13 protein-coding genes are annotated in these 17,812 nt (G+C 70.7%); 9 read left to right on the forward strand and 4 right to left on the reverse strand.

All coding sequences use genetic code 11. From position 1 onward, the window contains the following. Positions 1-144: 144 nt before the first annotated feature. From ACFZBP_RS41235 to serA, 6 genes are all read left to right on the forward strand, one after another. On the forward strand, positions 145-1,095 hold the full coding sequence (locus tag ACFZBP_RS41235; RefSeq protein WP_391421011.1) for an NAD(P)-dependent oxidoreductase: 951 nt from the start codon (positions 145-147) through the stop codon (positions 1,093-1,095). A gap of 453 nt (positions 1,096-1,548) precedes the next feature. Then, positions 1,549-4,560, forward strand: coding sequence for an EAL domain-containing protein (locus ACFZBP_RS41240; RefSeq protein ID WP_391421012.1), 3,012 nt, complete (start codon positions 1,549-1,551; stop codon positions 4,558-4,560). A gap of 237 nt (positions 4,561-4,797) precedes the next feature. Then, positions 4,798-6,651 (forward strand): acetolactate synthase large subunit, encoded by a 1,854-nt coding sequence (locus ACFZBP_RS41245; protein WP_391421013.1) that lies wholly within the window; start codon positions 4,798-4,800, stop codon positions 6,649-6,651. A 21-nt stretch (positions 6,652-6,672) separates the two neighbouring features. Then, positions 6,673-7,197 (forward strand): acetolactate synthase small subunit, encoded by a 525-nt coding sequence (gene ilvN, locus ACFZBP_RS41250; protein WP_030051183.1) that lies wholly within the window; start codon positions 6,673-6,675, stop codon positions 7,195-7,197. Positions 7,198-7,326: 129 nt separating this feature from the next. After that, complete coding sequence (ilvC, locus tag ACFZBP_RS41255; protein ID WP_391421014.1) at positions 7,327-8,325, forward strand: ketol-acid reductoisomerase; 999 nt, start codon at positions 7,327-7,329, stop codon at positions 8,323-8,325. A gap of 388 nt (positions 8,326-8,713) precedes the next feature. Next, positions 8,714-10,303, forward strand: a complete 1,590-nt coding sequence (gene serA / locus ACFZBP_RS41260; protein WP_383454321.1) for a phosphoglycerate dehydrogenase — start codon at positions 8,714-8,716, stop codon at positions 10,301-10,303. Between the two features lie 62 nt (positions 10,304-10,365). Here the strand turns inward: serA and ACFZBP_RS41265 are convergent, their stop codons facing one another. Beyond that, positions 10,366-11,913 (reverse strand): MFS transporter, encoded by a 1,548-nt coding sequence (locus ACFZBP_RS41265; protein WP_391421015.1) that lies wholly within the window; start codon positions 11,911-11,913, stop codon positions 10,366-10,368. Positions 11,914-12,011: 98 nt separating this feature from the next. Here ACFZBP_RS41265 and ACFZBP_RS41270 point away from each other — a divergent pair, with 98 nt between their 5' ends. Further along, a complete protein-coding gene (locus tag ACFZBP_RS41270; RefSeq protein ID WP_391421016.1) occupies positions 12,012-12,590 on the forward strand; it encodes a TetR family transcriptional regulator in 579 nt (192 codons plus the stop codon). Here ACFZBP_RS41270 and ACFZBP_RS41275 read toward each other — a convergent pair. From ACFZBP_RS41275 to ACFZBP_RS41285, 3 genes are all read right to left on the reverse strand, one after another. Then, entirely contained in the window at positions 12,577-13,317 is a 741-nt protein-coding gene (locus tag ACFZBP_RS41275) for an ATP-binding cassette domain-containing protein (protein ID WP_391421017.1), read from the reverse strand. The two genes, ACFZBP_RS41270 and ACFZBP_RS41275, sit on opposite strands and share 14 nt — an antisense overlap. Further along, positions 13,310-13,807, reverse strand: coding sequence for an oligopeptide/dipeptide ABC transporter ATP-binding protein (locus ACFZBP_RS41280; protein ID WP_391421018.1), 498 nt, complete (start codon positions 13,805-13,807; stop codon positions 13,310-13,312). The genes ACFZBP_RS41275 and ACFZBP_RS41280 overlap by 8 nt, the downstream gene beginning before the upstream one ends. A 66-nt stretch (positions 13,808-13,873) precedes the next feature. Then, entirely contained in the window at positions 13,874-15,061 is a 1,188-nt protein-coding gene (locus tag ACFZBP_RS41285) for a helix-turn-helix domain-containing protein (RefSeq protein ID WP_391421019.1), read from the reverse strand. A 128-nt stretch (positions 15,062-15,189) separates the two neighbouring features. Between ACFZBP_RS41285 and ACFZBP_RS41290 the strand changes: the two genes are divergently transcribed. Further along, positions 15,190-16,116, forward strand: coding sequence for a proline dehydrogenase family protein (locus ACFZBP_RS41290; protein WP_391421020.1), 927 nt, complete (start codon positions 15,190-15,192; stop codon positions 16,114-16,116). Between the two features lie 51 nt (positions 16,117-16,167). Continuing rightward, a complete protein-coding gene (pruA, locus tag ACFZBP_RS41295) occupies positions 16,168-17,799 on the forward strand; it encodes an L-glutamate gamma-semialdehyde dehydrogenase (RefSeq protein WP_391421021.1) in 1,632 nt (543 codons plus the stop codon). Positions 17,800-17,812: the final 13 nt, after the last annotated feature.

A 17,812-nucleotide genomic window follows, 5' to 3' on the forward strand; every position in this document is an offset into this window, starting at 1 on the left:
CCCTCCCTCTTCCGGCACCCCAACCTAACCTCTGCACACCTGTTCGGCCGACCAAGGGCCCGGCGCATGGATCATGATCGGGCGCCGTCACGTTCCTCCGGCCCGACCGGCCTGTCCGGACAGGAAGGCTCTAGCCTCCAAGGCATGACTGCTGACGTGTGGCTCCCCATCCCGCCGGACGAGATCGAGGGCCTTCCCGAGGGCCCCGCCTACCGTTACTGGAACGGCGCCGAGGACTTTCCCGCCGACCCGGCCGACTGCGTCTTCTACGTCGTGCCGTACATGAAGGCCCCCGAACTCGGGCAGCGTCCCCTGCCGGAGCTGAGCTCCGTGGAAGTGGTGCAGACGCTCTCCGCCGGCATCGACCACGTCGAGCCGGGCCTGAAGCACCTGCGGCCCGGCGTGCGACTGTGCAACGCGCGCGGGGTGCACGAGGCGAGCACCGCCGAGCTCACGCTCACGCTGGTCCTCGCCTCGCTGCGCGGCGTCCCCGACTTCGTCCGGGCCCAGGACAAGGGGGAGTGGCTCGGCGGATTCCGGCCGGCGCTGGCGGACAAGAACGTCCTCATCGTGGGATACGGCTCGATCGGCGCCGCCATCGAGGACCGGCTCGCGCCCTTTGAACTCGCGCGGGTGGCGCGCGTCGCGCGCTCTGAGCGCACCACGGCGCGCGGCGAAGTGCACCCGCTCACCGAACTGCCCGCCCTGCTGCCGGAAGCGGACGTCGTCATCCTCTCCACACCCCTGACGGAGACCACCCGCCACCTGGTCGACGCCGGCTTCCTCGCCCGCATGAAGGACGGCGCGCTGCTGGTCAACGTCGCCCGCGGTCCCGTCGTCGACACCAAGGCCCTGCTGGCCGAGGTGGAGACCCGGCGCCTCACCGCCGCCCTCGACGTCACCGACCCCGAACCGCTGCCCCGCGACCACCCCCTGTGGCGTGCGCCGGGCGTGCTGATCAGCCCGCATGTGGGCGGCCCGACCTCCGCGTTCCTGCCCCGCGCCAAGCGGCTCCTGGTGGACCAGTTGACGCGGTTCGTGAACCGCGAGCCCCTGCGCAACGTGATCCTCACGACGGGCGCGACACGCGCGTGACGCTCATCGGCTGACCATCGGGCGCGTGTCGTGTGCGCCGCGCGCAACAAGCCGGACATCCGGTTCGAGTACCGTCCGCGACCTCTCGGAAGCGGTCCGTACTCGCATATGCGCTGGTCGTCACGGAGCGTAGAGGTGCTATGTCCCTGAGTGACGAGACTGGTGTATCGTCCCGACAGGGGCTGCGCCGCGCACTGATCGGCGCCTTGGGATGGACATTTCAGATTTGTGAGGGGGGCGACGGGCGATGCACGGCCTATGGACGAGCGATCCGACGCGGCGGGGCCGTCGACGGCGACCCTGGCGGACGGCCGCGCGCAGACGCGGCCGCCACGGCACTCACAGCTGCCGTCACACCCACCACCACCGCGGGCACAGCGGCCGCGGACGGCATGCGCACCCGGCGCACCGGGACCCTCGGGACCCGCGAGCCGCGCGGACCGGGAGGATCCGGTGAGCTCGCCACCGCCCTCCACGAGCACGCTCGACGCGGGGCTGCGGGCACAGCCCTCGTCGGCGGCGACACTGCCCCGCCCCTCGTTCGGGGGCGGCACGGGATTCGTCCCGCAACTCGTTCTGGCCCTGGTGTGCGCGGGATACGCCGTCGGTTCCGCGCTCGGCTGGGGCTCGGACCAAGTCGCGCTGATCATGGGCGACTTCGGGCTGGCGGCCGCGGCGGGCGCAGCCGCCGTGTCCTGCTTCCACTACGCCCGCAGCCGCCGTATCCGCTTTCGACCCGCCTGGCTGCTGTTCGCCCTCTCCTCCGCGATGGCGGCCCTCGGAAACCTGGTCTGGGGGTGGTACGAGGTCGTCCTCCAGCAGCCCGTGCCCAGCCCCTCCTACGCCGACGGGTTCTTCCTCTGCTTCGCGCCGCCCGCCATCGTGGGACTCCTGGTGCTCGCCAAGCGTCCGGTGACGAAGGCCGGCTGGGTCTGCCTGGGCCTGGACGCCTGGCTGATCGGCGGCTCGTTGCTGACGCTGGCCTGGAGCCTGGCCCTCGCCCAGGCCGCCAAGATCGACGCCGGTGGCGGCGAGAGCGTGGCGCACTCCGCGCTCTCGCTCGCCTACCCGCTGCTCGACATCGCCCTGGTCAGCATGGTGCTCGCCCTGCACTTCCGCCGCTCCTCGGCGAACCGCACCGCGGTCAACACCGCGATCGGTGCCCTCGCCCTGACCGTGATGTGCGACGCCCTGTTCACCTCGCCGCTGCTGCACAACAGCTACCGCTCCGGCCAGCTCCTCGACGCGGGCTGGTTCGCGGGCTCGCTGCTCCTGGCGTACGCCCCGTGGGCCGCGCCGAGGACCGCGGACGGCGAACGGCACGACGGGACCGGGCACACGCGCGTGGTGCACGAGCACGTGCCAGGACAGCGCGGCGCGAGCCACCACCACCCGCCGCCCGCTCAGGTGGGTGACCACACCCGGTACCCGGTCACCCGGCCGATCGCCGGCTCCCTGGCCGCGCTCACGCCGTACCTCGCGGCCGCCGTCTGCACCCTGGGGATCCTCTACAACGTCCTCAACGGCCGCAGCGTCGACCGCGTCGTGCTCATCACCGGCGGCACGGTCGTGCTCGCCCTCGTGATGCGCCAGGGCATCATGCTGCTCGACAACATCACCCTCACCCAGGAACTGGCGCAGAAGGAGAACCACTTCCGCTCCCTGGTGCAGGGCTCCAGCGACGTCATCATGATCGCCGCACCCAACGGCATCCTCCGCTACGTCTCCCCGGCCGCCGCCGGGGTCTACGGCCGCTCCGCCGAGGACCTGGTGGGCACGGAACTGGCCAATCTCATCCACCCGGAGGACCTGGGCTGCGTGGTGCACGAGGTGCGCCGCTTCCTCGCCGCCAGCCCACTCGAGGAACCCACTACGCGCATCGAATGCCGCTTCCGCTCCGGCGACGACGGCTGGCTCAACGTCGAATCGACCGTCAACCGGCACCACGGCGGCCTCATCTTCAACAGCCGGGACGTGACCGAAAGGGTGCGCCTGCAGGCGCAGCTCCAGCACAACGCCGAGCACGACCCGCTCACCGACCTGCCCAACCGCGCGTTGTTCACCAAGCGCGTCCAGCAGGCCCTGTCCGGCCGCCGCGCCTCCGACCGGGGCCCCGCCCTGCGCAACACGGCCGTCCTGTTCATCGACCTCGACGGCTTCAAGGGCGTCAACGACACCATCGGGCACCAGGCGGGGGACGAGCTGCTCGTCCAGGCCGCCCGCAGACTCCAGGACGCCGTCCGGGGCGGGGACACCGCGTCCCGGCTCGGCGGCGACGAGTTCGCGGCCCTGATCGCCGGTGACGGCACCCGTGACCGCACCGCACGAGAACGACACATCCTGGAGCTCGCCGACCGCCTCAGGCTGACGTTGTCCCAGCCCTACCTCATCGACGGCAACGATGTCCGTGTCAACGCCTCCATCGGCGTCGCCTTCGCCGAGCCGGGCCTCGGCGCGGGGGAGCTGCTGCGCAACGCAGACCTGGCGATGTACCGCGCCAAGGCGGGCGGCAAGGGCCGCGTCGAGCTGTACAAGCCGCAGATGCAGCAGGACGTCGTACGCAAGGCGGAGCTGGCCACGCGGCTGCGTGCCGCGCTGCACGACGGCGAGTTCGCGCTGCTGCACCAGCCGGTGGTGTGCCTGGAGAACGGCCGGATCACGTCGGTCGCCACCCAGGCGCGCTGGCGGTCCTCGCAAGGGGTGCTGTTCACGCCCGCCGAGTTCCTGCGGGTGGCCGAGGACAGCGACAAGACGGCCGAGCTGGGCCGCTGGATGCTGGAGGAGGCCGTCGAGCAGGCCGCCGAGCGCACCGCGACCGGGCTCGCCGTGCCCGTGGCCGTACGGATGAGCGCGCGCCGGCTGCTGGACCGGTCGATGCCGCTCGGCTCGATCCAGGCGCTGCTCACCCGGCACGGGTTGCCGCCCGGGTCGCTGATCATCGAGCTGTCCGACCTCGACCCCCGTGTCTCGCTGGACGAGCTGGAGCGCCGTCTGAGCGGTCTGCGCCGACTCGGCGTCCGGATCGCCCTGGACGGCTTCGGCAGCGGGTACGCGGCGCTCACGGCCCTGCGCCGGCTCCCCGTCGACGTACTCAGACTCGACCGCGGTCTGGTCGAGGGGGTCGTGGAGTCCGCGCGGCTGCACAAGATCACCGGAGGGCTGCTGAGGATCGCCGGTGACCTCGGGCTCCAGTCCGTGGCCGACGGCGTGGACCTGCCGGAGCAGGTCGTGGCGCTGCGGGCGATGGGGTGCACGCACGGGCAGGGGATGGCGTTCTCCGGGCCGCTGGACGAGTACCGGCTGCGCCGGGCGATCGGCGCCGGCCGCTATCCGGTGCCGCACGGGCCGGTGGAGCCAGCGTTCGCGGGCGGGGGCGCGGAGGTGTACACCAGTGGTGTGGCCGCCGTTCTGGGAGGCGGAAGTGCCCTGCGTTCACATAATGAGACTCCCGTCCCACCTACTTGACAGTGGGTGTGCGCCGGGGAGAGGGTCAGTGCCATGCGCACCCGAATTCTCGTACTTGGAAAGCGCGTCGGCTGAAGCTGGTGACGTCCGGACAGACCCGGAACTCCCAGCGACCCCACCCGGCGCGCTCCCCTCGCTTGCCTTTTGGCACGAGGGGTTTTTTGTTGCACAGGCACCAGGCGTGCAGCACCGAAACTCCGCTCAAACCTCGCAAAAACCCTCAGCATCGAGAAGAGAATGCCGATGACCGAGCAGGCCACCGGGGCTCACCCGCAGCCGCGGCCCCGATCCGGAGGACACCAGTCCGCCCCCGAGCACGTCACGGGTGCGCAGTCCCTCATCCGTTCGCTCGAGGAGGTCGGCGCCGACACGGTATTCGGCATTCCCGGCGGTGCGATCCTTCCCGCGTACGACCCGCTGATGGACTCCACCCGGGTGCGTCACGTCCTGGTCCGGCACGAGCAGGGCGCCGGTCACGCCGCCACCGGTTACGCGCAGGCCACCGGCCGGGTCGGCGTCTGCATGGCGACGTCGGGGCCGGGTGCCACCAACCTGGTCACGCCGATCGCGGACGCGCACATGGACTCGGTGCCGCTCGTGGCGATCACCGGGCAGGTGGCCTCCAAGGCGATCGGTACGGACGCCTTCCAGGAGGCGGACATCGTCGGCATCACCATGCCGATCACCAAGCACAACTTCCTGGTCACCAAGGCCGAGGACATCCCGCGGATCATCGCGCAGGCGTTCCACATCGCCTCCACCGGCCGCCCGGGCCCGGTCCTGGTCGACATCGCCAAGGACGCCCTCCAGGCGAAGACGACGTTCTCCTGGCCGCCCACCATGGACCTGCCCGGCTACCGCCCGGTGACCAAGCCGCACGCCAAGCAGATCCGCGAGGCCGCCAAGCTGATCACCGCCGCCAAGCGGCCGGTCCTGTACGTCGGCGGGGGCGTGATCAAGGCCGGCGCCACCGCCGAGCTGAAGGTCCTCGCCGAACTCACCGGAGCGCCCGTCACCACCACCCTGATGGCGCTCGGCGCATTCCCCGACAGCCACCCGCTGCACGTGGGAATGCCGGGCATGCACGGTGCGGTCACCGCCGTCACCGCGCTGCAGAAGGCCGACCTGATCGTCGCCCTCGGAGCCCGCTTCGACGACCGCGTCACCGGCAAGCTGGACAGCTTCGCCCCGTACGCCAAGATCGTCCACGCCGACATCGACCCGGCCGAGATCGGCAAGAACCGCGCCGCCGACGTGCCGATCGTCGGTGACGCCCGCGAGGTCATCGCCGACCTGGTCCAGGCCGTCCAGAAGGAGCACGCCGACGGCCACCAGGGCGACTACAGCGCCTGGTGGAAGGACCTGTCCCGCTGGCGCGAGACCTACCCCCTCGGCTACGACCAGCCCGAGGACGGTTCGCTCTCCCCGCAGCAGGTCATCGAGCGCATCGGCCAACTCGCCCCGGAAGGCACGGTCTTCGCGGCGGGCGTCGGCCAGCACCAGATGTGGGCCGCGCACTTCATCCAGTACGACAAGCCCGCCACCTGGCTGAACTCCGGCGGCGCCGGGACGATGGGCTACGCGGTCCCGGCCGCGATGGGCGCCAAGGCCGGAGCGCCGGACAAGGCGGTCTGGGCGATCGACGGCGACGGCTGCTTCCAGATGACCAATCAGGAGCTCACCACCTGCGCCCTGAACAACATCCCGATCAAGGTCGCCATCATCAACAACGGCGCCCTCGGGATGGTCCGCCAGTGGCAGACCCTCTTCTACAACCAGCGCTACTCCAACACGGTGCTGCACTCCGGCCCCGATGCCGACGGCAAGCAGCCGAGCGCCGGCACCCGCGTCCCCGACTTCGTGAAGCTGTCGGAGGCCATGGGCTGCTACGCCATCCGCTGTGAGCGGCCCGAGGACCTCGACAAGGTCATCGAAGAGGCGAACTCCATCAACGACCGCCCCGTCGTCATCGACTTCATCGTCCACGAGGACGCCATGGTGTGGCCGATGGTCGCCGCCGGCACCTCCAACGACGAGATCATGGCCGCCCGGGACGTCCGCCCCGACTTCGGCGACAACGAAGACGACTGAGCGAGAGAGACGTAAAAGATCATGTCCAAGCACACGCTCTCCGTCCTGGTGGAGAACACGCCGGGCATCCTCGCCCGGATCGCCGCCCTGTTCTCCCGCCGCGGCTTCAACATCGACTCGCTCGCGGTCGGTGTCACCGAGCACCCCGACATCTCCCGCATCACCATCGTGGTGAGCGTCGCCGACCTCCCGTTGGAGCAGGTGACCAAGCAGCTCAACAAGCTGGTCAACGTGCTGAAGATCGTCGAGCTGGAGCCGGGTTCGGCCGTTCAGCGCGAACTCGTCCTGGTGAAGGTCCGCGCCGACAACGAGACCCGCTCCCAGATCATCGAGATCGTCCAGCTCTTCCGCGCGAAGACCGTGGACGTCTCCCCGGAGGCCGTCACCATCGAGGCCACCGGCTCCAGCGACAAGCTGGAGGCCATGCTGAAGATGCTGGAGCCGTTCGGCATCAAGGAGCTCGTCCAGTCCGGCACCATCGCGATCGGCCGCGGCGCCCGCTCGATCACGGACCGCTCGCTGCGCGCGCTCGACCGGTCGGCGTAAGGACGCGTTCGGACGGTCGGGTGACACCGGCCGTCCGGATTCCGCCCGTATAGCGAGACCCCGAAACTTCCCTTCCCCCCGCCGTCATACGGTGGGACGCAACACCTGCACACAAGGAGAGAACCCAAAGTGGCCGAGCTGTTCTACGACGCCGACGCCGACCTGTCCATCATCCAGGGCCGCAAGGTCGCGGTCATCGGTTACGGCAGCCAGGGCCACGCCCACGCGCTGTCGCTCCGTGACTCGGGTGTCGACGTCCGTGTCGGTCTGCACGAGGGCTCCAAGTCCAAGGCGAAGGCCGAGGAGCAGGGCCTGCGCGTGGTGACCCCGTCGGAGGCCGCCGCCGAGGCCGACGTCATCATGATCCTCGTCCCGGACCCGATCCAGGCCCAGGTCTACGAGGAGCACATCGCCCCGAACCTGAACGACGGTGACGCGCTGTTCTTCGGCCACGGCCTGAACATCCGCTACGGCTTCATCAAGCCCCCGGCCGGCGTCGACGTCTGCATGGTTGCCCCGAAGGGCCCGGGCCACCTGGTGCGCCGCCAGTACGAGGAGGGCCGCGGCGTTCCGTGTATCGCCGCCGTCGAGCAGGACGCCTCCGGCAACGCCTTCGCGCTCGCCCTGTCGTACGCCAAGGGCATCGGCGGCACCCGCGCCGGCGTCATCAAGACCACCTTCACCGAGGAGACCGAGACCGACCTGTTCGGTGAGCAGGCCGTTCTCTGCGGTGGTACGGCCGCGCTGGTCAAGGCCGGTTTCGAGACGCTGACCGAGGCCGGCTACCAGCCGGAGATCGCGTACTTCGAGTGCCTGCACGAGCTGAAGCTGATCGTGGACCTCATGTACGAGGGCGGCCTGGAGAAGATGCGCTGGTCGATCTCCGAGACCGCCGAGTGGGGCGACTACGTCACCGGCCCGCGGATCATCACCGACGCCACCAAGGCCGAGATGAAGAAGGTCCTCGCGGAGATCCAGGACGGCACCTTCGCCCAGCAGTGGATGGACGAGTACCACGGCGGTCTGAAGAAGTACAACGAGTACAAGAAGCAGGACTCCGAGCACCTGCTGGAGACCACCGGCAAGCAGCTGCGCAAGCTGATGAGCTGGGTCGACGAAGAGGCGTGAGCCACGCCTTCCGTGGCGGTACCCTCGGCTGGGGGTACCGCCACGGGGCTTCGCCCCGGACCTCGCACGGAAACCCTCTACAAAATGGCGTTTCTCGTCCGGGTGATCCTTCCGTAGAGGCGCAAGACGCCCTCCGCCACGGCACTACACTGCCGTACTACATACGCGTCAGGCCCACAACGTCGTGCGTCTTCCACGCGGCTATGCGACACCGAGAAATTTCCGGCACACCCCCGCGCCGCCCGGCACACCAAGAGCACGCACCGGCTGTGACTCACAGCCGCTGCCGCGGCGGGCGCGGGAGCGCACCGGAAATTCCCCGGCGCCGCTCCCTCCACCGCCTGCGGCCGTCGGGACGGCCGTCCGCATTGGACTTGTGAGGACTCACGTGAGCTCGAAACCCGTCGTACTCATCGCTGAAGAGCTGTCGCCCGCGACCGTGGACGCGCTTGGCCCCGACTTCGAGATCCGCCACTGCAACGGAGCGGACCGAGCCGAACTGCTCCCGGCCATCGCCGACGTGGACGCGATCCTGATCCGCTCCGCCACCAAGGTCGACGCCGAGGCCATCGCCGCCGCGAACAAGCTGAAGGTCGTCGCCCGCGCCGGCGTCGGCCTGGACAACGTCGACGTCTCCGCCGCCACCAAGGCCGGCGTGATGGTCGTCAACGCCCCCACCTCGAACATCGTGACCGCCGCCGAGCTGGCCTGCGGTCTCCTCGTCGCCACCGCCCGCCACATTCCGCAGGCCAACGCCGCGCTGAAGAACGGCGAGTGGAAGCGCAGCAAGTACACGGGCGTCGAGCTCGCCGAGAAGACCCTCGGTGTCGTGGGCCTCGGCCGCATCGGCGCGCTGGTCGCCCAGCGCATGTCCGGCTTCGGCATGAAGGTCGTCGCCTACGACCCCTACATCCAGCCCGCGCGCGCCGCCCAGATGGGCGTCAAGGTGCTGTCGCTGGACGAGCTGCTCGAGGTCTCCGACTTCATCACCGTCCACCTGCCCAAGACCCCCGAGACCGTCGGTCTCATCGGCGACGAGGCGCTGCGCAAGGTCAAGCCGAGCGTGCGCATCGTGAACGCCGCGCGCGGCGGGATCGTCGACGAGGAGGCGCTGTACTCCGCCCTCAAGGAGGGCCGGGTCGCCGGTGCCGGTCTCGACGTGTACGCGAAGGAGCCCTGCACGGACTCCCCGCTCTTCGAGTTCGACCAGGTCGTCGCCACCCCGCACCTCGGCGCCTCCACCGACGAGGCGCAGGAGAAGGCCGGTATCGCCGTCGCCCGCTCGGTGCGCCTCGCCCTCGCCGGTGAGCTCGTGCCGGACGCGGTGAACGTCCAGGGCGGTGTCATCGCCGAGGACGTCAAGCCGGGCCTGCCGCTCGCCGAGCGCCTCGGCCGGATCTTCACCGCGCTCGCGGGCGAGGTCGCGGTCCGCCTCGACGTCGAGGTCTACGGCGAGATCACCCAGCACGACGTGAAGGTGCTGGAGCTCAGCGCCCTCAAGGGTGTCTTCGAGGACGTCGTCGACGAGACGGTGTCGTACGTCAACGCCCCGCTGTTCGCGCAGGAGCGCGGCGTCGAGGTGCGGCTGACGACCAGCTCGGAGTCGAGCGACCACCGCAACGTCGTCACCGTGCGCGGCACGCTCTCGGGCGGCGAGGAGGTGTCGGTCTCCGGCACGCTGGCCGGCCCCAAGCACCTGCAGAAGATCGTCGCGGTCGGCGACTACGACGTGGACCTCGCGCTCGCCGACCACATGGTCGTCCTGAAGTACGAGGACCGTCCCGGTGTCGTCGGCACCGTCGGCCGTGTCTTCGGCGAGGCGGGCATCAACATCGCCGGCATGCAGGTCTCGCGTGCCGTCGCCGGTGGTGAGGCGCTGGCCGTCCTGACCGTCGATGACACGGTGCCCTCCGGGGTGCTGACGGAGGTCGCCGAGGAGATCGGGGCCACGTCGGCTCGTGCGGTGAACCTGGCCTAGGCCGCCGCGACCGGGGGCGGCCGGCCCCCGGCCCCCCACATCGGCCCTCACGGGCCTCGTTCTCACACGCCGGACGGGCTGAGGTGACTCGGCTCGTCCGGCGTTTCGCATGCCTGCTCGCGCACCTCGACCCGCCGCAGCGTCAGCGCCGCCAGCACCGCGGCCCCCGCGAGCAGCACCGCTCCCGCGATCGCCGCGCCCTGCATCCCGCTGGTGAACGCCTCGCGCGCGGCGGTGGCCAGGCCCGGGAACCGATCGGCGACCGCCAGTGCTCCGCCGAGCGTCTCGTGCGCCGCGTCCGGGGCCGACGCCGGGATCTCGTGGCGGTAGACCGCCGTACCGATCGAGCCGAGGACGGCCATGCCGAGGGCGCCGCCGAACTCGGCGCCGGTCTCCAGCAGGGAGGACGCGGAGCCCGCCCGTTCCACCGGGGCGGAGCCCATCGCGAGGTCCATGATCTGGGACATCACCGTGACGCCTCCGACGGCGATCACCGCACACGCGGTCAGCACCAGCCAGAGCGAGTCCGTGCCGGCGAGGGACAGCAGCGCGAAACCGGCCGCTGAGGCCGCGAAGCCGCCGGTGACGACGTAGGCGCGGTTGACGCCGCGCTGCACCAGCTGGGTCGCCAGCGGTCCCGCCGCGCCGATCGGTACCGACGGCAGCAGCGCCCACAGGGCCGCCTCCAGCGCGCCCATGCCGAGCACCGACTGGAGGTACTGGGTGGTGAAGTAGGACGAGCCCAGCACGCCGAACATGCAGACGAGGTTGAGGACCACGGAGGGCGCGAAGCCTCGTCCGCGGAACAGGGCCGGCGAGATCATCGGGGCCGCGGCCGTGCGCTGGCGGTGGACGAAGAGGGCCGCGAACAGCAGGCCGACGGTGATCGAGACGACGTAGAGGACGTTCCAGCCCTCGGACGGAATCTCCTTCAGGCCGTAGACCACGGGCAGTACCGCCGCCATGGACAGCGGGACGCTCGGCCAGTCGAAGCGGCCGGCCGCGGGGTTGCGCGACTCGGGGAGCAGGAGCGGGCCGAGGAGCAGCAGGAGCGCCATCGCGGGCAGGTTGACCAGGAAGACCGAGCCCCACCAGAAGTGCTCGACGAGGACGCCGCTCATCACCGACCCGAGGGCGACGCCGGCCGTCATCACACCGGACCACGTGCCGATCGCCTTCGCGCGCTGCGCCGGGTCGGTGAACATCGTGCGGAGGATGGCCATGGTCGCCGGCATCAGGGTCGCGCCGCCGACGCCGAGGACCGCGCGGGCCGCGATCAGCATCTCGGCGCTGTTCGCGTACGCCGCCATCAGCGACGCGGTACCGAAGGCGGTGGCGCCGGTCAGCAGGAGGCGGCGGTGGCCGATGCGGTCGCCGAGCGAGCCCATCGTCATCAGCAGGCCGGCCAGGACGAAGCCGTAGATGTCGAAGATCCACAGCTGCTGGGTGCCGCTCGGCTCCAGGTCCGCGCTGATCGCCGGAATCGCGAAGTACAGGACCGAGACGTCCATCGAGACCAGCAGCAGCGGAAGCATCAGGACGCCGAGGGCCGTCCATTCACGACGGCCGGCTCGGGTGCCCGTCGACGGGCTCATCGGGTTCGTTGTCATGGCGGTGAATGTACGCGCGTATTAAACGCTTGTATATGACGAACGTATAGAACGACCGTATGGGACGGCTGTATGGATCGGCGGTAGGGTGGGTCGTCATGGGACACCGTGAGGATCTGCTTGAGGGCGCCAAGCGCTGCCTGCTGGCGAAGGGGTTCGCGCGCACGACCGCGCGCGACATCGTCAAGGAGTCGGGGACCAACCTGGCGTCGATCGGCTACCACTACGGCTCGAAGGACGCGCTGCTGGCGCAGGCGTACGTCGAGATGGTGGAGGGCATGTCGGACGCCTTCGAGGGCGGCGGCGAGCTCAGTGGGGAGCCCGGCTCGATCGAGCGGTTCGCCGAGGTGTGGTCGAACATCATCGGCACCATGCGGGACCCCGGCTCGATGTGGCGGCTCAGCATGGAGATCGTGGTCATGGGCGATCAGCTGCCCGAGGTGCGGGAGCATCTGGCGCGGGCCCAGCGCGGGGGCGCGCGCGGCATCGTGACGCTCTTTCACGGGGGGCGCGAGGAGGATGTCCCGGAGGAGACCGTGGACACCCTCGGCTACTTCTACCTGACCCTGATGATGGGCGTCATGGCGCAGTGGACCTTCGACCCGAAGACCGCGCCGGAGGCCGACCAACTGGCGGAAGGGCTGCGGCAGGTGATCGAGGCCGCTACCCGGAGATGACGCGCCCCTCGCGCATCTCGATCGCCCGGTCCGCGACATGCCGTACGACGGCCCGGTCGTGGCAGATGAACAGGTAGCCGAGGCCGAGGTCGTCCTGGAGGTCGGCGAGCAGGTTCAGTACGCCGGCCCGGACGGAGGGGTCGAGGGGCGACACCGGCTCGTCCAGGACCAGCAGGCGGGGATCGGAGGCCAGTGCGCGGGCGATGCCGACGCGTTGGCACTGGCCGCCGGAGAGCTCGTGCGGGAGGCGGTCGCCGTACGACGGGTCGAGGCCCACCCGGTCGAGGAGTTCGGCCACGCGGGCCGGGCCGTCGGCCGCGCTCCAGCGGCCCTGGACCTTCAGCGGTTCCGCCACCGCGTCACGGATGCGGTGGCGGGGGCTCAGGGAGCCGTACGGGTCCTGGAAGACGGGCTGCATGCGGGGGCGGAGCGGGCGCAGCTCGCGTTCGCCGAGGGTCGTCAACTCCCGGCCCTCGAAGACGACTTCACCGGCGTCCGGGCGGTGCAGCTGGAGCACCGCGAGCGCGGTGGAGGACTTGCCACAGCCGGACGGGCCGTTGAGGGCGAGGGTCTCGCCGGGGGCCAGGGTGAACGAGACGTGGTCGACGGCCGTGACGTCGCCGTAGCGGACGACGAGGTCGCGGACGTCGAGCAGGGCGTCGGGCGGGGCGCCGGCCGGACTGTCGGGCAGGGCGCCGACCGGGGTGTCGGGCGCGGTGTCACTCATGGAACAACTCCGTTGCCGGGTGCGGGAGTTCGGGCCAGCGGTGGCAGGACACCAGGCGTTTCTCCACCTCCTGCGGCTCCGGTTCCGCCGTGGCGCAGACGTCCGCCGCGAGGGGGCAGCGCGGCGTGAAGGCGCAGCCGGGCGGGAGCGCGGCCGGGGCGGGCGGGGTGCCGCGGAGGGCCGGGAGGCGACGGCCCGGGGATGCGTGCTGGGGGAGGGAGGCCAGCAGGCCCGCCGTGTACGGGGCCCGGGGGCGGGGCAGCACCTCGTCCGCCGGGCCGAGTTCGGTGAGGCGGCCGGCGTACATGACCAGCACGCGGTCCGCGTGGTCCCGTACGACGTCCATGTCGTGGGTGACCAGGACGAGCGCGGCGCCCACGGCCTCCCGCTGCTCGGCGAGCACGCGCAGCACCTGGTCGCGGCGTTCCTCGTCCAGGGCGGTGGTCGGCTCGTCGGCGACGACGACGTCGGGTTCGTTGATCGTCGTCATCGCGATCGGCGCGCTGCCGCATGCCGCCGGAGTACTGACCTGCGCTCGGGGCGCCACTCGACCGCCTCAGAGCCTTGCCCCCTTCAGTGCCATGTGCAGCAGCAGCCGGTCCTCCCCGTCGTCCAGCTCCAGCCCCGTCAGCTGCTCCACGCGGGAGAGGCGGTAGTACAGGGTCTGACGGTGGATGCCCAGTTCGGCGGCGGTGCGGCCGGCCTGGCCCGCGCGGTCGAGGTAGGTCTCGGCGGTGCGGGCGAGCTCGTGGTGGGCGGGGGAGAGGAGGAGGGCGACCGCGGGGTCGCGGGTGACCTCCGGGGGCAGGGACGTCAGCAGGCGGTACGGGCCGATGTGCGCCCACTCGGCGATCGGGCCCAGCCGGGGTTCGGCGAGGGCGGCGCGGGCCGCGGCCGAGGCCTCCCGCCAGGCGGCGGGCAGTTCGCCGAGGCCCGTGCGGGGTGCGCCGACGCCGGCCGCCGAACGCGCCGCGTCGTCCTTGAGCAGCCTCGACGCCGCCGCCTGGGCCGGCGTCCGCACCTCCGCCGAGCGCAGCCGCACCAACACCGCGAGGCTCTGCCCGCCCGCCCCCCACGGCACCGTGCACAGCGCCGTCGCGTGCGGCACCGTACGCACGGACGGGGCGTCGTCGGGGTCGGCCGACGGCCACGGGGCGACGCAGACCACGGTGTGCGGGCCGTCGCCGCGGGCGCCGAGGGCCGTGCGCAGCGCCGCCACCGCCATGTCGCCCTGCCAGCCCGGCTCCGCGATCAGCGCCGCCCGCAGCTCCCGGCTCAGATCCGCCCCGTGCTGCGCCTCGTCCGCGAGCAGCGCGCCGATCCGCGCCGTCACCTCCATCGCGGCCGCCAGCTGCTGCTCGGTCGGCCCCGGATCGTCGTCCAGCAGCCAGACGTAACCGAGTACGACCCCCCGATGGCGTACCGGCAGACAGATCCGCCCCCGGTACACCCCGGCCTCCGGGGTCGGCGGGATCCGCACCGGGCCCGTCGCGCGTGTGATGCCGAAGCCCTCGAACCACGTCCGTACGGCCGCCGTGGAGCGGCGGGTCAGGATCGAGCGGGCGCGGACCGGGTCCAGGGCCGACGCGTCGAGCTCGTCCTCACTGTCGTAGGCACCGAAGGCGATCAGCTCGAAGTCGCGGTTCTCCAGCGTCGCCGGTACGCCCAGCAGCTCCGAGATCTCGTCGACCAGCTCCTGGAAGTCACCCTTGTATTCGGACGTCACCCGGGCATTCTCCCGCATTTCCGCAGGCCCTTCATACATCTGTCTGAGATCTGCGGCACGGATGCGTGACAGCTGTCGATGGCCGACGATCGGAGGGATCCTTAGGTTTCACGGTGGTTCTATCTGCTGGTTTGTGGAGGTGCCCCGTGCTGGGTCCCGTGATTCTTGCCGCGTCGCGCAGCGACCGGATGCGACGCCTGATCTCGGCGGCCCCGGTGACCAAGCAGGTCGTCGACCGGTTCATCCCCGGCGAGACGGTCGACGAGATCGTGCCGATCATCCAGGACCTGACCTCCCGGGGCCTGGAGCTGACGATGGACGTCGTCGGCGAGGACATCACCCGCCCCGAGCAGGCCGAAGCCGCCCGGGACGCCTATCTGGCACTCATCGACCGGCTCAAGGAGCTGGAGCTCGGCACCCGCGCGGAGATGTCCGTGAAGCTGTCGATGTTCGGGCAGGCGCTGGACGGCGGCCACGAACTGGCGCTCGCCAACGTCCGGCCGGTCGTCGAGGCCGCCGCCGCCATCGGCACGACGGTCACCCTCGACGCCGAGGACCACACCACCCTCGACTCGATGTTCGCCATCCACGAGGAACTGCGGAAGGACTTCCCGCAGACCGGCTGCGTCATCCAGGCCTACCTCTTCCGCACCGAGGCCGACGCCCGCCGCCTCGCGGCGAACGGCAGCCGCGTACGGCTGGTCAAGGGCGCCTACAAGGAGCCCGCCGAGGTCGCCTACCAGCAGAAGCACGAGATCGACAAGGCGTACGTCCGGGTCCTCGGCATTCTCATGGAGGGCGCCGGGTACCCGATGATCGGCTCCCACGACCCGCGCCTGATCGCGATCGCCCAGGAACTCGCCCACCGCGTCGGCCGAAAGCTCGACGAGTACGAGTTCCAGATGCTGTACGGGATCAGGACCGACGAGCACCTGCGGCTGGCCGCGGAGGGCCACCGCATGCGCGTCTACACCGCCTACGGCACCGACTGGTACGGCTATTTCATGCGGCGGCTCGCGGAGAAGCCGGCGAACCTGCGGTTCTTCCTGCGCTCGATGGTCAGCAAGGGCTGAGCCCCGCACAACGGCTCGCAACACACCGCTCAGTAAGGAGTTACGGAACCCATGGACGCTGTGACCCAGGTCCCCACCCCCGTCAACGAGCCGGTGCACGGCTACGCCCCCGGCTCGCCCGAGCGCGCCCGGCTGGAGGTCAAGCTCAAGGAGCTGGCCGAGAACCCGATCGACCTGCCGTGCACCATCGGTGGCGTCAAGCGCATGGGCGGCGGCGAGCGGTTCGACGTCGTGCAGCCGCACAACCACAAGGCCCGCCTCGGCAGCTACGGCAACGCCACCCAGCAGGACGCCCAGGACGCCATCGACGCGGCCCTCGCCGCCGCCCCGGCCTGGCGCGCGATGTCCTTCGACGACCGCGCCGCGATCATCCTGCGCGCCGCCGAGCTGCTGTCCGGCCCGTGGCGCGAGACGCTGGCCGCCTCCACCATGCTGGGGCAGTCCAAGACCGCCCAGCAGGCCGAGATCGACACGCCCTGCGAGCTGATCGACTTCTGGCGCTTCAACGTCAAGTACGCCCGCGACCTGCTCGCCGAGCAGCCCCCGGCGAACTCGCCGGGCGTCTGGAACCGCCTGGACCACCGCCCGCTGGAGGGCTTCGTCTACGCGATCACGCCGTTCAACTTCACGGCCATCGCGGGCAACCTGCCCACCGCGCCCGCCCTCATGGGCAACGTCGTGGTCTGGAAGCCGTCCCCGACGCAGACCCACGCCGCCGTGCTGCTCATGCAGCTGCTGGAGGAGGCCGGTCTGCCCAAGGGCGTCATCAACCTCGTCACCGGCGACGGCATCGAGGTCTCCAAGGTCGCCCTCGAGCACCGCGACCTCGCCGGCATCCACTTCACCGGCTCGACCAAGACCTTCCAGTACCTGTGGAAGACGGTCGGCAACAACATCGAGAAGTACCGCTCCTACCCGCGCATCGTCGGCGAGACCGGTGGCAAGGACTTCGTCGTCGCCCACCCGAGCGCCGACAAGTCCGTCCTGAAGACCGCCCTCACCCGCGGCGCCTTCGAGTACCAGGGCCAGAAGTGCTCGGCGACCTCCCGGGCGTACATCCCGGCGTCGATCTGGAACTCCGGCTTCAAGGAGGAGTTCGCCGCCGAGGTCGACTACATCACCATGGGTGACGTCACCGACCTGTCCAACTTCATCGGCGCCGTCATCGACGAGCGCGCCTTCGCCAAGAACAAGGCCGCCATCGACCGCGCGAAGTCCGACCCGACCTGCACGATCGTCGCGGGCGGCTCCTACGACGACTCGGTCGGCTACTTCGTCCGCCCGACCGTCGTGGAGTGCACCGACCCGGAGAACGAGGTCTTCACCACCGAGTACTTCGGCCCGTTCCTCGCCGTGCACGTCTACGAGGACGACAAGTACGACGAGATGCTGGAGCAGATGGAGTCGGTGTCGGCCTACGCCCTGACCGGCTCCGTCATCGCCGGTGACCGCGCGGCCGCCGCCCACACCATGGACAAGCTGCGCTACGCCGCCGGCAACTTCTACATCAACGACAAGTCGACCGGCGCCGTCGTCGGCCAGCAGCCCTTCGGCGGCGGCCGCGCCTCCGGCACCAACGACAAGGCCGGCGCCCCGCAGAACCTGATGCGCTGGACCCTGACCCGCGCCATCAAGGAGACGCTGGTCCCGCCGACCGACTACGGCTACCCGCACATGGGCTGACGCCCAACTACGC

The sequence above is a fragment of the Streptomyces sp. NPDC008086 genome (assembly GCF_042957325.1).
GTDB lineage: Bacteria > Actinomycetota > Actinomycetes > Streptomycetales > Streptomycetaceae > Streptomyces.

Excerpts from the sequence above, each read along its gene's own strand:
- ACFZBP_RS41235 (WP_391421011.1), top strand. The coding sequence starts at position 145 with ATGACTGCTGACGTGTGGCTCCCCATCCCGCCGGACGAGATCGAGGGC.
- ACFZBP_RS41245 (WP_391421013.1), top strand. The coding sequence starts at position 4,798 with ATGCCGATGACCGAGCAGGCCACCGGGGCTCACCCGCAGCCGCGGCCC.
- ilvN (WP_030051183.1), top strand. The coding sequence starts at position 6,673 with ATGTCCAAGCACACGCTCTCCGTCCTGGTGGAGAACACGCCGGGCATC.
- ACFZBP_RS41265 (WP_391421015.1), bottom strand. The coding sequence starts at position 11,913 with ATGACAACGAACCCGATGAGCCCGTCGACGGGCACCCGAGCCGGCCGT.
- ACFZBP_RS41270 (WP_391421016.1), top strand. The coding sequence starts at position 12,012 with ATGGGACACCGTGAGGATCTGCTTGAGGGCGCCAAGCGCTGCCTGCTG.
- ACFZBP_RS41275 (WP_391421017.1), bottom strand. The coding sequence starts at position 13,317 with ATGAGTGACACCGCGCCCGACACCCCGGTCGGCGCCCTGCCCGACAGT.
- ACFZBP_RS41280 (WP_391421018.1), bottom strand. The coding sequence starts at position 13,807 with ATGACGACGATCAACGAACCCGACGTCGTCGTCGCCGACGAGCCGACC.
- ACFZBP_RS41285 (WP_391421019.1), bottom strand. The coding sequence starts at position 15,061 with ATGCGGGAGAATGCCCGGGTGACGTCCGAATACAAGGGTGACTTCCAG.
- pruA (WP_391421021.1), top strand. The coding sequence starts at position 16,168 with ATGGACGCTGTGACCCAGGTCCCCACCCCCGTCAACGAGCCGGTGCAC.